Source organism: Methanomicrobia archaeon, from assembly GCA_011049045.1.
GTDB lineage: Archaea > Halobacteriota > Syntropharchaeia > Alkanophagales > Methanospirareceae > JACGMN01.
In genome coordinates this window covers 1-15570 of sequence record DSCO01000060.1, presented here as the reverse complement: position 1 = coordinate 15570, position 15570 = coordinate 1, and the positions used below count along the sequence as shown (strand labels likewise).

The window sequence follows — 15570 nt, the reverse complement described above, 5'->3', positions numbered from 1 at the left end:
CATTCCACGTTAGAGCGTTAGAGTGATCTTTATCTCTGTCTCGCTCGTCCAGTACTTTTTACAGGCGGTCCAACAATTCTTCATCACCCCTAAAGTGATTGTTTTCCTCAAAAAGGCCATCGCGCCCAGTCAAAATAATCCTTTCTCTGAGTTCCCAGCTCTTTTTTGCTCATCTATTCTGAATTGAGAGACAATAGTATAGAATAGTGTAGAGCAGTTCAAATATAATATAACATCAACCGAAAAGCTTTTATAGAGATTTTAATAATAGTAGTATACGATCGGATTATTGATAGAAATGACGGTGCGAGATGATAAAATGGGGCAGACATGGCTACTGCCAGTGTCATTGCTAGAGCTCATACCTGAAGACCATATCTGTCATTTTGTTGCTGACGTTGTGAATAGCATGGATATGAGTGAAACGGAAGAGAGGTACAAATTCACACCTGGCAATCCAGCATATTCACGCCGGGTATTGCTGAGATTAGTGATCATGGCTTCTGTTATTGCCGTCTGGTCTTCGCGGAACTTAGCAAAGCTTGCTCGAGAGAATGTCGTCTATATGTATCTTGCAGGTAATGATAAGCCTGATTTCAGGACGATCTGCAATTTTAAAAGGGAATGCAAAGGGCTGCTTGAAGAGACCTTTAAGAAGACCGTCGTGGTCGCCAAAGCTGCGGGCATCGTGACCCGGGGGCATATCTCGACGGACGGGACGAAGCTCAAAGCCAACGCCTCGAAGAAGTTTACGCTGAGTAAGGCTGAGCTCGAAGAGATCAGGAAGATGCTCGAACGCGGGATTGCGGTCGATGAAGAGGAGGATCAGCTTTATGGTGATAAGCGTGGCGATGAACTTCCGCCCGAGCTCGATACACGGGAGAAGATCCGGAGGAAGATCGAGGAGTATAAAGAAGCTTCGGGCAAGAGCTTGAAGCGTGCAGCGAAGCAGCTGATCGAGCAGTACGAGCTCGGCGATGAGCGCCAGAAGGAAAAGATCCTTGAGAAGCTCGATAAGGCAGAGGAAGAGATCACGAAGAGTGAACAGCGTGCCGTCAGTCTAAGTGACCCCGAGGCGCGGTTTATGAAGAGCGGGCAACGAACGGAGCTCGCCTACAATGGACCGAGCACCGTGGACCACGATTCGGGCATAATCCTCGCCAATGACGTCACGCCGGATTGCACCGACCGTCACCAGCTGCAGCCGCAGATCGAGCTGACGGAAAAGAATCTGGGTAGCTTGCCTGAAGGGACGAAGGTGAGCTCGGACAACGGCTACTTCAGCGGCGAGAACCTCCGGTATCTGGAGCAACGGGGGCTGAATGGCTATATTCCCGACAGCAAGCAGGCGCAGGAGCAGAAGCGCAAGAAGGTTGAGGGAGGTCCGTATGCGAAGGATAAATTCGCCTATGATGTGGAGAAAGACCAGTTTCGCTGTCCCAATGGCGAGTTCCTCAGCAGAACGGGCGAGTACGAGTATAAGGGCAAACGGGTGTACGTGTATTACGGCGCGAACTGCCGCGACTGCCCGTTCAGGCGGGACTGTGCGAGGAAAAACCAGCACCGAGTCATCTTGAGCGATGAGTACGAGGCGGAACGGCGGCGTATGGCCGCGAAGATGCGTACGGCCGAAGGTAAAGAGGAGTACGGGAAACGAAAAGAGACGGTCGAGTGGCCGTTCGGTAATATCAAGCACAATATGAAGTTCCGCGGGTTCCTGACAAGGGGCACCGGAGGTGTGCGAATCGAGTATAATCTGGTGTGCACGGCCCATAACCTGAAGGTGCTGTGGGGTAGATTAGGGAAGAGCATACCAGACCTGGGAAAAATGAGGTGTGTTTCAGTGTCGGTAAAAAACATCGGTGCGTCAATCGTCACTTGGTCATCTAAGGTGTGTGGATTCATAGGATTATCGTGTGCCCGTAAATTGCGAGTGTGTTCTCAAGAGTAAGTTGCGGGACAGCCTGTTTATGGCCGAAAAATTTACGGTGATTGTTGAAGGGGGCGAAGATGGCATGGCTACCTCATTTCCGACGTGATTGAGCTTCCCGGCTGTCATACCCCGGCAAAGACCTCTGATGAACGTATTAACCGAACCAAAGAGGATGGCGTTATATCTATCTATCTATCTCAGTGTGAAACGGTCTGAGCCGCTTCGACCTAAGTTCGTTGGCTTACAGCAACTATTGTTCAGGATCGTCAGGTATAGGTTCTCCAAGGTTATCTCATCGCACGTAATTCCGCAGCGTTCCCACGCCCTCTAGTACAATCTCAATCGTATCTCCACGCTGCAGTGCCCCGATCCCGCTCGGCGTTCCGGTTGCTATGAGGTCCCCTTTTTGTAGCGTCATCACGTTGGAGATGAACGAGACCAGCTCCTCGGTGGTAAAGATGAAATTTGTGGTAGTGGAATCCTGCCTCAGCTCGCCATTCAGGTAGCTCTGTATCCGAAGGTTGTTCGGATCGATGTTGCTACTGACCCGCGGGCCCACGGGGCAGAAGGTATCGAAGCTCTTCGCCCGTGTCCACTGCACGTCCTTACGCTGCAGGTCACGCGCCGTGACGTCGTTCAAGCAGGTGAACCCCTCGACGAAGTCCATCACCGCATCAGGCTCGACGTTCCTGCACGTGCTCTTCATCACTACTGCCAGCTCAGCCTCGTAATCCACCCGCGTTGACTGCGCCGGGTAGACGATGAACTCCTCGGGTCCGATCAGTGCTGTTGGCGGCTTCAAGAATATTATTGGCTCGTCCGGGATCGGCATCTTCAGCTCCCGTGCGTGATCCCGGTAATTGAGCCCGACCAGCACGACCTTCGTCGGCTGATGCGGCAAGAAGGCGAGGGGCATCTGAAGGCGGAGCTTACGGCTTCTTGAACAGTTGCCTGATCTCCTCGCCCACGGTCTCTATCTGGTGCTTCCCGATGTTCTCACGGCTCGCCTTCAGGAAAGGAATACCTCTCTTATACTCCTCCACCCATTCCTGAGCGAACTCGCCGTTCTCGACCCGCTTCAGGGCCTCCTGCATCTTCGCCTTTACTTCGGGCCCAATGATCGTGTGTCCGACAGCCCACATGCCGTATTCCGCGGTGTTCGAGATGACCTCGGCCATGCGCTTGATACCACCCTGCCAGACCAGATCAACGATTAACTTCATCTCGTGCACGCATTCGAAATACGCCATCTCCGGTGGATAGCCCGCTTCCACCAGGACCTCGAAGCCGTTCTTCATCAGCTCTACCAGACCGCCGCAGAGAACGCACTGCTCGCCGAAGAGATCTTCGTAAGTTTCCTGCTCGAAGGTGCACTCCAAGATACCCGCCTTGGTCCAGTGCATCGCCTTCGTCATGGCAAGCGCTAGCTCGCGTGCCTGGCCCGAAGGGTTTTGCTTCACGGCCACGAGCCCGGGAACGCCGAAGCCCGCCAGGTACGCCACGCGCTCCTCAGTACCCGGCGCCTTCGGGGCGACCATGATCACGTCCACGTTTTCAGGCGGAACGATGCGTTTGAAGCAGATATTGAACCCGTGTGAGAAGCAAAGCGCCTTACCGGCCTGCAATTGCGGCGCGATCTGGTGCTCATAGACCATCGGCTGCACCTCGTCCGGCAGCAGAATATGGACGATGTCGGCCTTTGTCGCCGCCGCGTCGATCGGCATGACCGCAAACCCATCAGCCTTTGCCTTCTGCCAGCTCCGGTTCGGCTGACCGCCCAATACCTCTGTCTCACCGATAATCACGTTCACACCGGAATCCCGCAGGCAGTTCGCCTGCGCATCGCCCTGTGAACCATACCCGATAACCGCAACGGTCTTATCCCTCAAGATGCTATCGTCAACGTCCTCGTCATGTAATACGTTCAATGTCATGCACTCTTCCTCCTCCATGTAGTGGTTACAGAAAGAAACCGAACTTATCGCATATATAGCTTTCCGGTTCCGTTACCTACCGTTGATAGCGGAAACCTAGTGCACCTGATCACTCCGGTCGCATTGCACTCCAGGTCTCCTGGTGTTCCCGTCCTTCCCACGAGTGTGCCTACCGTTCCGCACTCGAGCCCAGGCCAATAGCCGTGACCCCGGTCCTGAAGAGCTGTTTGACCCCGAAATGCCGCATCAGCTCCACAAACCGGTCGATCGTGCCCGGCTCCTCAGTCAGCTCAAGGATCACGGAATCCAGGGTCGCATCGGCGATCTTCGCGCCATAGGATTCCGCGAGCTGCATGACCTCTGATCGCGCAGTGGGGTCCTTGATGTGGACCTTCATGAGGCACAGATCCCGGATGATCGCCCTGGCCCTGACAAGATCCGCGACCTTAATCACCTCGATCAGATTGCTGAGCTGCTTCCGCACCTGCTCCAGAACGCTTTCTGACCCGTCAATGACGACGGTCATTCGTGACTGCCCTTCCTTCTCGCAGGGCGAGACGGTGAGCGAGATGATATTGATGCCGCGCATGGTGAACATGCCGGACATCCGGGTGAGCACGCCCGGGTGATCCTCAACCAGTAGCGAAATGATGTGTGTGGTCATTCTTCTGCTCCTGCCAGTTCCACGAGTCCTGCCGCTCTGGTCACCTCGGCGGACCGTCGTACCGGTGTTGGGAGCGGGGTGCAGTGCTCCGTGCCGATCATACCGATCAACCCGCCACCGGGCGGGATCATCGGCAGTACCTTGTCCTCGTTCCCCACGATCATGTCGATCACTGCGGGCTTACCCGATTCGAAGGCGTTGTGGAGGGCGTTCCGTAGATCTTCCGGCTTCTCCACCCGCTCGCCGTAGGCACCAAACGCCTCGGCCAGCTTCACGAAATCGGGCGTGATGCCCAGCCCGGTATGTGAATATTTCTTCCTGAAGAAGAGCTCCTGCCACTGGCGTACCATACCGAGATACCGGTTGTGGAAGATGCAGACCACGACGGGTATATCGTTCTCGACGCAGGTGGCCAGATCCTGACAGGTCATGAGAAAACTGCCATCACCCGCGATATCCACGACCCTGGTGTCCGGTGCCGCGACCTTTGCCCCGATCGCCGCAGGGAATCCGAATCCCATCGTGCCCAGCCCGCCTGATGAGATGAACATGCGCGGCTTTTGGGTCATGTAATAATGTGCCGCATACATCTGGCACTGTCCCACCTCGGTCGTGACGATGACATCGTCATCGAGGATGCGATTCAGCTCCTTGATGAACCGATCAGAGAGCGAGGTGCCTTCCCGCCAGACGTCATTGATGCAATCCTCACAGGCCGCGTGCATCTCCTTTATCCGCTGCGTCCAGACGGTATCGCTCGCAGACGCGTTTTTACGGCGCTCCAACCAGAGCATGAGCTCGGTAAGTGCGAGCTTCGCATCGCCCTGGATCGGGATATCAACCGGGATATTCTTGTTGATCTCGGCAGCGTCGATGTCCACGTGGATCAAGGTCGCTTCGGGCGCGAATTGGTCCAGGAGCCAGCCGGTTAACCGGTCGCTGAACCGAGTGCCAACGGCGAGCAGCGCGTCGCATTCGTTGATGGCGCGATTGGCGTAGATGCGACCGTGCATGCCGGCCATCCCCAGAGAGAACGGGTGCGACTCGGGGAAAGCGCCTTTGCCGAGGAGCGTGGTGACCACCGGAGCCCCGAGGAATTCCGCGAGGTACCTGAGCTCTTCGCTTGCATCCGCGCTGATAACCCCGCCACCAGCCAGGATGAGCGGGCGTTCTGCATTGAGCAACGCCTCGACCGCTTTCTTTATCTGCACCCGATTCGGCTTGATATTCGGCTTATAGCCCGCGAACGTCTCTTTCGGGTGCAGCACGGTCTCGATTCTTGTTGCCAGCACGTCCTTGGGGAGATCGATCAGGACGACGCCTTTTCGACCGGTATTGGCGATATGAAAGGCGTTATGGATGACTTTCGGGAGATCAGCCGTGCGTTTCACGAGGAAGTTATGCTTCGTCACCGGCATGGTGATGGTGAAGGTGCTGGCCTCCTGGAAGGCGTTGCTGCCGATCGCTGCGGTCGGCACCTGGCCGGTGAGGGCCACGACCGGTGCAGAGTCCATACTCGCGTTCGCCAGTCCCGTTACCAGGTTCGTGGCGCCTGGACCTGAGGTCGCGATGCAGACACCGGTCTTGCCGGAGACACGTGCATAGCCGTCAGCCGCGTGGGCTGCGCACTGCTCGTGCCGCATGAGAATGTGCCGTATCGAGTCCTCTGAATACAGTACCTCGTATAAGTCCAGGAGAACGCCGCCCGGGATTCCAAAGGCGACCTCAACACCCTCAGTCTTCAATTCTGCCACGACGATCTCCGCACCGCTCAGCTTCTCTTTTGTCATTGTCACTTTTCACTCCCGGGATTCTCTGCTGTGAGAATTATTGGTGATGGAGCTAGTAATAGTATGTCGGTGCCCATTATAAAAGCAGACAACCTACGCGGCGAACTCGCGCGAGGAATTCTTCAAAGCGGCCGCTACTGTCCGCTGCATTCTCCCACCTACGTACGGAAGGAAAATGAACGAGTTCATAAGGTCATTGCGATCCAAAAGAGAGTAGTTGTATCAAGGACCGTGTTGGTAACGTCTGCTGGGCCGGTTGTGGGATAAGGCGAGCAGGGGATATCCCCGAATGACGGGACGGGAAATCGAGGAGACAAGCGATCCGTCCAGAAGAGTCTATCTAATCTAAGACGGTGTGCACAAAGCATAAGCGACGACAACGGCTATTTAAACGGCTAACTCTGTCTAAAGGGTGGTCCTATGACCTTCCACGTGACCGAAGAACAGAAGCATAAACTGCGGCAGTATTTAGAGACCGCCGGGTTCTCATTCGAACCGCGACCCAATCAGGACTTTTTGGCACGAAACGATACCCTTGTCGTTAACCTGTATAGTAGCGGTAAAATCGTATTCGGCGGCAGCAACAAAGCGGGGATCCAGGAACTAACGGAGTTCCTGTTATCAATAGGCTCTGTTGACCGGGCGGAAAAAGAGAAGGAATATCCGCCTATACCTGTTTCAGGTACCAGAATAGGCACCGATGAAGCGGGAAAAGGTGATTACTTTGGGCCGTTAGTGGTCGCAGGTGTTCTGATCACAGCAGAAACGGAAAAGGAGTTATCAATACGCGGGGTCAGAGATTCTAAAACGCTTGCTGAGACAACCATTTCGAATCTCGCTTTTGAAATCAAGCGATTGCTAAGCAAAGAGGACTATGCAGTCATCTGGATCAGCCCCGCAAAGTACAATATCTTATACCAAAAAGTGGGTAATTTAAACAAGATTCTGGGATGGGCACATGCAAGGGCGATAGAAAATATATTGCGTGCCGGAACGGACTGCAAAGTGGCAATCGCTGACCAGTTTGGAGATAAACGTTACATTGAAACTGCGTTGATGAGGAACGGAAGAGAAATAGAGTTGGTTCAACTGCCAAAAGCCGAGCGTGATCGAGCTGTTGCTGCCGCTTCTATACTGGCACGCGATACATTTGTTGGTAAATTACGTGAGCTGGGTGAGCGGTATGACACGTTATTTCCGAAAGGGTCCTCGAATGTCGTGACATTTGGCACGCAGTTTGTAAAAGAATACGGTGTGGATGCCCTGCTGGATGTCGCTAAAGTTCATTTCTCCATAACGCGAGAAATTACCGGTGGATTGGTCCCCCGCGTGAGCGAAGATCTCAAGACCGATTGGTGAACATGAACAACCTCAAGACCGGCTGCTCACCGAGAACCTGCTGCATCCTTCACTTCACTGCACGAAGTGCTAAAAAAATCCTCAAAGAACCGTTTGTTTCCCCGCCTGATAGTATAGAAGCACCAAAAGACGATGAGGTGGCAGGGGAAAATTACCACCCTTTTTCGCATGCTTACAGAAGGATAGGCATTGCTTGCTTATATCGACGAGCCCGAAAACGGCCTGAGTAATTTAAAAAGAGACTGGAACATTTCATTGTGAAGACAAGAGCGAACAAGCAAATCGGGTTTGGAGGATAGAAAAATAGTACTCGTTGTGAACTATGACCCGAAAATGTCCGCCCGCAGAGTTCCGTCAGGTGCAAACGGCACTGAGTAGTAAGACTGCTCGCACCGGCAATCAATGACCGAAAAGCTTAATTACAGGTTCCTATTCACTCTAACACATGCACAAAGAACAAAAAATGCAGGGAAGTGGTCCGGCAGGTGCTTTCTATTTCCTCGGGTTTATCGGAGCGGCAGTGCATTTTATCGGAACGGCAACAACGTTCTGGATGGGCGTGCTCGGATTTTTGAAGGCGATCGTATGGCCCGCCTTTCTGGTCTATGGATTGCTCAACTACATAGGGATGTAGTCTCGATCGGGCAATCGGATGATCGCCCATGAGCAGGGCATATCACTACCAGCAGACAAGCTGCTCTCACTCAAACCCGGAAGGTATTGACGGGCGCATCTATTCGCGAAGAGCGAACTACTTCTTCCCGCGTATGCCTTTAATCATGTCGAGGAGTTTCTCGCTGTAGAGCCCCTGCTGGTAATGGATCGGGCAGGGGAATTCGGGGCAGCGCGTGCAATGATCCACATGGTTCTTGATCGCGCACTCAAGAATGAAGCAGGGATGGCCAACCGCGACGGTGAACTTTTCCAGCTTCTCCTGAGCTGCGTGATCGGTCCCCGGTACACAGCCGTCGAGGGGGCAGAATCCTTGCTCCCGCAGGCCGCAAACTTCGCACGCTAACCCGCATGCACTTGGCATTTGCCACTCACCTCCTGTACTTCTACTATCAAAACGAGAACTATTAAAGGACACCCGAGGGTGAACGTTATTAACGCAGGGCGCGTACCTAAATGCAGAATAGCGCAACGGCTGAAGATACCGTATCGAACGAGTATGTCCCCGCTCATCATTTTCCTGCTCGCCCTGGCTCTGATCCTGGTGCTCACCACGATATTGCGTATCCATCCCTTTCTGAGTTTGCTGGGCGTCTCGATCTTCGTGGCGATCGCGGCAGGGCGGCCGTTTGCGGGCCTGGAATCGCTCTTGACGGGCATGAGCCGGGTGCTCTATCAGCTGGGGATCATCATCGTCTGCGGCAGCATCATCGGCACGATTTTGGAGGGTATCGGCGGAACAACGGTGATTGCCGATGATATCATCCGGCTCACGAAGAGACCGGTCCTTGCCCTGAATATGCTCGGGTTCCTCGTGGCATTGCCGGTGATGTGCTGCATCCTCGCCTATATTATCCTGATTCCCATCGCACGTGAAATAGCCCTCAGGCAGAAGATACCCGTGGGCGTGGTCGCGACCTCGCTGAGCCTGGGCACACTCGCCTCCTACGAGCTCATCTATCCCGCACCAGGCGTGTATTCTGCCGCGACCGAACTTGGGGTGGTTGGCCCGGAGATCGTGCTGCTCGGTGTCATGATCGCGATTCCCACATCACTGGTCGGCTACTGGTACGCGCAGCGGTTCTGCAGGGTCGGAGCGATTCCCGTGAGCACGGTTGGCACGGTCAGAGCGCGCGCGAGCAGATTACGCGCCTATCCGCCCATCCTCGTGCCCGTAGTGCTCATCTTCGCGCAGCTTCTCGTGCCCCGCCCCGTGCTGGACTACGTGGGTGATCCGAACATCGCGCTCTTGATCGGCGTTGCACTCGCCTTTCTTACCACGAGCCGTTTGGGGCAGGAGAACCGCAACCTCTGGACCGGGGAAGCGGTACGACGGGGTGGCGGGATCCTCATGGTGCTCTGCGCAGGCGGTGCGCTTGGCGCGGTCCTGGGAATGACCGGCGTTGGTCTGGAGCTCAGCGCGGTGGTTATCAAGTCAGGACTGCCCGCGCTCTTCATCCCCTTCCTGCTCGCCGTCGCGATCCAGACCGTGCAGGGCTCGCGGCTCGTCACGTTCATCGTTGTCCCTGGCCTTCTGGCGCCGATTTTACCGTCCCTGGGCCTGCACCCTCTGCTCGTGCTATTCGCTCTGGCCTCAGGCACGTTCATGATCTCGCACGCGAATGACGCGTACTTCTGGACGGTGGTGGAGCTTGCGGAGCTCACGCCAGCGGCTGGCTATCGGTGCTATACGTTGGGCGGGATGGTGCTCGGGGTGATCGCTCTGGGCATAACGCTGCTCCTGCATTTCTCGGGCATGTTTGCGGTGTAACGTTATGAACGTGCCATCAGCGCTGATCGTAAGAATCTTTACCTAGCTCTGCTCCTAAGAAGCTAATTAAGGACACTGAGGAAAAGTTCACACACAGAGTGTCGGTGGAATGGATATCCGAGTACGAAAGATCTATGAGGCGTTGTTCGCGCTTGAAGAGTTGCGTGAGCTTTACCGGCACACCGTACCGGCTGGCCTTGACGAGCAGGAGGAAGCGCACGTTTCAGCCCGCATTGCGCACCTCGAGCAGCTCATACAGGAGTTGAAGGCGGGCAACGGCATTCCGATCAAGCAGGTTACGCCCGATCTCGAATTGCGGACACGGGAAGAGGAATACATCAATATCAATCCCATCCAGGCCGGTGGACGGTTGACGGTGGACGCGCGCAAGGCGCTCATTGCCTATGGTGATGGCTATTCGGTCTGTGACCGGTGCCTGACGGGCCGACTGGATGAGATAACGCAGCCGCCGATCGCGGAATTTCACGCCGAATTGGCTGAGTTCGTGGGCATGGACGAGGTGCGCGTACTGCCTGGTGCGCGTCGCGGCTTTCAGGCTGTTACGTCCTCACTGGTGGCGCGTGGCGACGTCGTCATCGTCTCGGATCTGGCGCACTACACGGAATTCCTGGCTGTTGAACTCGCCGGTGGCGTTATACGCGAGGCTACGTCCGGTGAGGAGCACGTTATCACCGGCGAGGCGGTCGCGGAAGCGATCGACGTGGTGAAGAGCGAGACGGGGAAGCTGCCAAAGCTGATTATCATCGAGCTCGTGGATTACAGTTACGGTAACGTGCACGATGTCGCGGGCGTTGGCACGGTAGCACAGGATTACGGCATCCCGTTCCTCTGTAACGGCGCGTATGCCGTGGGGATGATGCCCGTTAACGGTAAGGAGATCGGCGCAGATTTCCTCGTCGGTTCGGGGCACAAGGGCATGGCTGCCGTTGCGCCCTCCGGCATCCTCGCGACGACCGCGGCATGGTCGTCCAGAGTGTTCAGAGGCAGCGGTATCATGGGCGACCGCACCGGGAGGCGCTTCGAGCACAAGGAGCCTGAGCTGCTCGGGTGCACCTTGATGGGCGCGACGGTTCTCTCAATGATGGCCTCATTCCCGGCCGTGAAGGAGCGGGTGCAGCACTGGGACGATGAAGTGGCGAAGTCGAATTACTTTGCTCGCGAGTTCCTCCGCATCGACGGGAACAGGATCATGAGTGAATACCCGCGCAGGCACACACTCTCGCGGGTGGACACGCGTGCGAGCTTCGATCAGATCGCGAAGACGCATAAACGCCGGGGCTACTTCCTCAGTGAGGACTTAAAGAAGCGGAAGATCGTGGGCGAGTTCGCGGGCTCGACACGCGTGTGGAAACTGAACACGTACGGGCTGAGCTGGGCGCGTGTGAAGTACCTGAGCGCGGCGTTTCTGGAGATCGCGGAAAATTACGGGCTGAAAATACACTGATCGAGACGATCTGACGTAAGACTTACGTTTGGTAAAGCCGACACTGAAAAGGATCAGCAATGCGAAACTGCATCCTCTGCGGTAAGGAGCATGTATCAGCCGCGTTGCAGGTCTGCGTCGACTGCCTTCGCAGCGGCCGAGCAGAAGCGTTAGAGCTCGTCAGGAGCGTACATGCGCGCATCAGAGCGCAGTACCGCCTTCCGGTTGAGCCACCGCGAAGCGAAGGTGGGATACGCTGCACCACCTGCGCGAACGAGTGCGTGATACCAGAGGGTGCGTGGGGCTACTGCGGGCTGCGAACGAACGTGGACGGTAAACTGAGATCCGCAGCGCCCCACGACCATGCGATCCTGTATTCGTATATCGATCCGTTGCCAACGAACTGCTGCGCGGCATGGTTCTGCCCCGGCTCCGCGCAATACGATAAGGTGAACGTGGCAGTCTTCAGCTACGGGTGCAACTTCAACTGCCTCTTCTGTCAGAACGCATCGCACAAGGAGTTCCAGGCGATCAAGCCTGTGAGTGTCAATCAGTTCGTTGCCGGCGTGACCCGGCGTGACGATGTCCACTGCATCTGTTATTTCGGTGGCAGTCCCGAGCCGCAGCTCCCGTTTGCACTGCGCGCTTCTGAGGCTGTTCTGGCGAAGCGAACCGTGCGAATCTGCTGGGAATGGAACGGTTGCGGCAATAGAACGTTAGTGAAACGTGCGGCTGAGCTCTCAGTCACCAGCGGCGGGATCGTCAAGTTCGACCTCAAAGCCTTTAACCCGCATCTGGGCCTAGCACTGTGCGGCGTTTCCAACCAGCGCGCGTACGAGAACTTCGAGCGGATCGCACACCGGTATTTCGAGCATTCCGAACCCCCGGTGCTTACCGCGACGACGCTGCTCGTACCCTTTTATGTCGACGAGCAGGAGATAGAGCAGATCGCGAAGTTCATTGCGGACCTGAACCCTGAGATACCGTATTCGTTACTCGTCTTCCATCCCGATTTCTGTATGCGCGATCTGCCGATCACGCCGCGTGAGCAGGTGAAACGCTGCTACGAGACGGCCAAACGATACCTGAATAACGTGAATATCGGAAACCAGCAGTTGCTCGGGGTGCTGTAATCTGCTCACCAGACCCTGCCGGTAGCAGACCGCGGGCCCGTGAGCTTTTCGCCGTTTCAGCATGTGGACAACAGCTCCGTGAAGAAATGCTCATTTACCAGAAACCATTATGATTCACCGCAACCACAGGTAACAGCGAGGAGTGAGAAGAGACGTGTTGAAACGTGCTCTGGGGCTCTGGCAGATAACGGTGATGGGTATCGGGGTCATTCTCGGCGCCGGTATCTATGTGATTATCGGGGCGGCGGCAGGGCTCAGTGGTAATGGTTTGTGGCTCTCGGTACTGCTTGCTGGTATCGTTGCTGCATTAACCGGATTAAGCTATGCCGAGCTGTCTTCCCGGTTCCCCGAAGCAGGAGCGGAATACGTGTATATCGAGAGATCCTTTGGTGATACCTTAGCAGGGCTTACCGGCTGGTTGATCATCGTGGGCAGCATCATTGCGGCTGCGACCGTTGCGGTTGGTTTCGCGAAGTACTTCTCCGCCCTTTTTCAGACCACCATTCCGGTGATCGCGGTCGCGACGCTGCTCGTCTGCGGTGTCATTCTCATTGCGGGAATAAAAGAGACGGCGTTCATCACCATTCTCTTCACCCTGATCGAAGCGAGCGGTTTGCTCATTATCATCTTCATCGGCGTGCCGTATCTCAACACAATCGACTATCTCGAGCTGGCACGGGGTCTGAACGGCGTTATAGAAGCGGGTGTATTGATTTTCTTCAGTTATATCGGCTTTGAGAACATTGCGCGGCTGGCAGAAGAAACGAAAGAGCCGGAGAAGAATATGCCGCGGGCTATTCTGCTCGCCATCAGTATGACCACCGTGATTTATGTCCTTGTGGTGATTGCCGCGTTGAGCGTTGTTTCATGGCAGGAATTAGCACAGGCGGAGGCGCCACTTGCACTTATCGCACAGCGTGTGTACGGCGATCGTCTCGCACTCGTGTTATCGGTTATTGCCCTTTTTTCGACCTTCAATACCGTGCTGGTAACGCTCCTCAGTAGCTCGCGGCTTGTCTACGGCATCGCAGCATACCGGGCCCTGCCCGGGATCTTCCTCTCGACCTCGGAGAAACTGCAGACACCGTGGATCGCGATCATAGCAGTCGTCGGTGTTTCTATCCCCTTCGTATTTCTTGGTGATCTGGCGACGATCGCCAATCTCGCGAACTTCACGATCTTTATCATTTTCATCATGGTCAATGCCTCGGTCATTTATTTCAGGTACCGGCAACCGGTGGAAACCGGCTTCAAAACGCCACTCACCATCGGCCGATTCCCGGTTTTACCGTTTCTGGGTCTGCTCACCGCGCTCTTCATGCTGATCTACTTACCGACCGAGGTGCTCAGCCTGGGGTTTGTGCTCGTTATTCTGGGCGTACTTGTTCACCTCGCTCTGGAATACCACGTTAATGAGGACGCGGCGTTTGGACGATCTAGATAACCGGCTGGACACCAGCGGGAGGTGTTGTTAACCCTGCTTGAAGAACATGCTATCCGCGCATGAGCACATTTCTAACCCGTTGCCTGCGGTACTGTAATATCTTTTCGAGCAACGAGAGGGAGAGAGAGAAAAAAAAAGAGGAAGAAGGTCCTAATGAGACCTTCTTTTCAGGTGCCGTACGGCTACAACTCCTAGCAAGCCAAGAAGTGCTACCAGTCCAAGGGACGTTACGACAGGCACTGCCATAGGAACTGCGCAGGGCACAAAGACACTAATCGTTCCCTGTGCGACGCCGCCGTTAGAATCGATGTTTATTGTACCAGTGTAACTAGCATCACAGGGCAAGCCCGTCGTGTTAATCGTCACGGTCACCGGGTCACTCTCGGTCGTGGTGGTACCGCTTGTGGGGTTCACCGTTAGCCAGGGCTGAGTGGTTGTTATGTGCCAGCTCAACGTCTCGCCGCCACAGTTTTTAATAGAGAACACCCAGGTTCTTGTTTTATTCGCGGGCACATTCCCGAAGTTGTGTGACGGTATATCAGGAGTGGTGCATAGATCTGGTGTAGCGGGTGTTGGTGTTGGCGTTGGTGTTGGTGTTGGTGTTGGTGTTGGCGTTGGCGTTGGTGTTGGTGTTGGTGTTGGTGTTGGCGTTGGCGTTGGTGTTGGTGTTGGTGTTGGTGTTGGCGTTGGTGTTGGTGTTGGTGTTGGTGTTGGCGTTGGTGTTGGTGTTGGCGTTGGTGTTGGTGTTGGCGGCTGGAGACAGCTGAAACTACCGTTTATCCAGGTAACGGTGAGATCGCCGATAGCGGAATCGGGATTGTTCAACTTGCTGGGTGGCGAGAAGGTCAACGGGGTTACACAATCACCAGTATTGCAGCAATGAATGGTGAGCGTGCCGATGAGTACCGTGCCGTTGACTTGGGGGCTTGTCAGGAAGACCAGCCATTCCTTTCCCGCAACGCTCGAATCCCACGTCGCCAACATTGAAAAAAGCGGACCCCACTCGAAATTGGTAACGTTTGCGCAACTGCTGTCATAGGTCAAATTTATTTGCCCACCACCAAATGCATCGGTAGTATTAGCCCATATCTGCACGCTGGTGGTATTGCAGTACGAGGCATTGCTGGTCTGAGGGACGAGATACACTGAATTCTGTGCTGATGCTCCTGCTATCGCAAGAATAACGAGTAAGAGCGCAAAGCTGAGTAGCAGCATCTTCTTCTTTAACATCGCTTTTTTTCCTCCTAATTTTTACATTTAGACGATGAGTTTTCTATGGCAAGGGGCTATATATAACTTTCGGGTATTTGTTTAGTTCCCCCTTCCTATAAGCTTTCTGGAGCTTTTCGATACCCATAAAATGCCCCCCCCCTCTCTTTTCCCACAAAACTGGAGTGGAAAAGAAGCTTATTTAAATACAACGTTT

General features: G+C 54.9%; 11 protein-coding genes and 2 pseudogenes. 7 read left to right on the top strand and 6 right to left on the bottom strand.

The window, feature by feature from the left end; genetic code table 11:
* Nucleotides 1–298 precede the first annotated feature (298 nt).
* Nucleotides 299–1813, top strand: a pseudogene (locus ENN68_08415) (IS1182 family transposase).
* Between the two features lie 412 nt (nucleotides 1814–2225).
* Here ENN68_08415 and ENN68_08410 read toward each other — a convergent pair.
* The 4 genes from ENN68_08410 to ilvB all read right to left on the bottom strand — a co-directional run bounded on the left by ENN68_08410 (nucleotide 2226) and on the right by ilvB (nucleotide 6321).
* Complete coding sequence (locus ENN68_08410; GenBank protein ID HDS46088.1) at nucleotides 2226–2849, bottom strand: FAA hydrolase family protein; 624 nt, start codon at nucleotides 2847–2849, stop codon at nucleotides 2226–2228.
* Between the two features lie 13 nt (nucleotides 2850–2862).
* Entirely contained in the window at nucleotides 2863–3867 is a 1005-nt protein-coding gene (gene ilvC, locus ENN68_08405) for a ketol-acid reductoisomerase (GenBank protein HDS46087.1), read from the bottom strand.
* Between the two features lie 169 nt (nucleotides 3868–4036).
* Complete coding sequence (gene ilvN / locus ENN68_08400) at nucleotides 4037–4531, bottom strand: acetolactate synthase small subunit (GenBank protein HDS46086.1); 495 nt, start codon at nucleotides 4529–4531, stop codon at nucleotides 4037–4039.
* Nucleotides 4528–6321 carry a biosynthetic-type acetolactate synthase large subunit gene (ilvB, locus tag ENN68_08395; protein HDS46085.1) on the bottom strand — a complete coding sequence of 598 codons (1794 nt, stop codon included), beginning with the start codon at nucleotides 6319–6321 and terminating at the stop codon, nucleotides 4528–4530. The genes ilvN and ilvB overlap by 4 nt, the downstream gene beginning before the upstream one ends.
* A gap of 420 nt (nucleotides 6322–6741) precedes the next feature.
* On the opposite strand from ilvB, the gene rnhC reads away from it, so the two are divergent.
* Both rnhC and ENN68_08385 read left to right on the top strand, forming a co-directional pair.
* Nucleotides 6742–7680 carry a ribonuclease HIII gene (gene rnhC / locus ENN68_08390; GenBank protein ID HDS46084.1) on the top strand — a complete coding sequence of 313 codons (939 nt, stop codon included), beginning with the start codon at nucleotides 6742–6744 and terminating at the stop codon, nucleotides 7678–7680.
* Nucleotides 7681–8125: 445 nt separating this feature from the next.
* Nucleotides 8126–8314 (top strand): hypothetical protein, encoded by a 189-nt coding sequence (locus ENN68_08385; GenBank protein ID HDS46083.1) that lies wholly within the window; start codon nucleotides 8126–8128, stop codon nucleotides 8312–8314.
* A gap of 117 nt (nucleotides 8315–8431) precedes the next feature.
* Here the strand turns inward: ENN68_08385 and ENN68_08380 are convergent, their stop codons facing one another.
* Nucleotides 8432–8716, bottom strand: coding sequence for a DUF3795 domain-containing protein (locus ENN68_08380; GenBank protein ID HDS46082.1), 285 nt, complete (start codon nucleotides 8714–8716; stop codon nucleotides 8432–8434).
* 135 nt (nucleotides 8717–8851) lie between these two features.
* Between ENN68_08380 and ENN68_08375 the strand changes: the two genes are divergently transcribed.
* The 4 genes from ENN68_08375 to ENN68_08360 all read left to right on the top strand — a co-directional run bounded on the left by ENN68_08375 (nucleotide 8852) and on the right by ENN68_08360 (nucleotide 14144).
* On the top strand, nucleotides 8852–10123 hold the full coding sequence (locus tag ENN68_08375; GenBank protein HDS46081.1) for a GntP family permease: 1272 nt from the start codon (nucleotides 8852–8854) through the stop codon (nucleotides 10121–10123).
* A 109-nt stretch (nucleotides 10124–10232) separates the two neighbouring features.
* Nucleotides 10233–11588 carry an O-phospho-L-seryl-tRNA:Cys-tRNA synthase gene (gene pscS, locus ENN68_08370; protein HDS46080.1) on the top strand — a complete coding sequence of 452 codons (1356 nt, stop codon included), beginning with the start codon at nucleotides 10233–10235 and terminating at the stop codon, nucleotides 11586–11588.
* Nucleotides 11589–11647: 59 nt separating this feature from the next.
* Nucleotides 11648–12700 carry a radical SAM protein gene (locus tag ENN68_08365; protein HDS46079.1) on the top strand — a complete coding sequence of 351 codons (1053 nt, stop codon included), beginning with the start codon at nucleotides 11648–11650 and terminating at the stop codon, nucleotides 12698–12700.
* Nucleotides 12701–12842: 142 nt separating this feature from the next.
* Complete coding sequence (locus tag ENN68_08360) at nucleotides 12843–14144, top strand: amino acid permease (GenBank protein ID HDS46078.1); 1302 nt, start codon at nucleotides 12843–12845, stop codon at nucleotides 14142–14144.
* A gap of 567 nt (nucleotides 14145–14711) precedes the next feature.
* Here the strand turns inward: ENN68_08360 and ENN68_08355 are convergent.
* Nucleotides 14712–14894 (bottom strand): annotated as a pseudogene (locus ENN68_08355) (endoglucanase).
* Between the last annotated feature and the right edge of the window lie 676 nt (nucleotides 14895–15570).